This is a genomic window from Pseudomonas sp. AC463, assembly GCF_979253585.1.
The window spans coordinates 1-229 of the sequence record NZ_CEEDDZ010001268.1; the positions used below are offsets into that span (position 1 = coordinate 1).

A 229-nucleotide genomic window follows, 5' to 3' on the forward strand; every position below is an offset into this window, starting at 1 on the left:
GCGGGCGGCAAGGTCCACCCTCACCCACTCCGGCGCGCGGGCGAGCACCTTCTCAACGAGATCGACGAGGCTGGCAGATGGCATGATGATGGGCTGTCTCACGGGCCACTGGCCGTCACAAGACGCTTGGGCGACGCGCTGTTCCATTCCGAGCCAGCATCGCTCAGCGACGATGCGGCTGCGCTTCGCGAGCGGCGTCGACGACATCGGCAATCGTCTGCAGTTCGCG

General features: G+C 66.8%; 1 protein-coding gene. It reads right to left on the reverse strand.

Annotated elements, in window-relative coordinates:
• A partial coding sequence (locus AC0IYH_RS34390; RefSeq protein WP_471838985.1) for a hypothetical protein occupies nucleotides 1-207 on the reverse strand: 207 nt, incomplete at its 3' end.
• Between the last annotated feature and the right edge of the window lie 22 nt (nucleotides 208-229).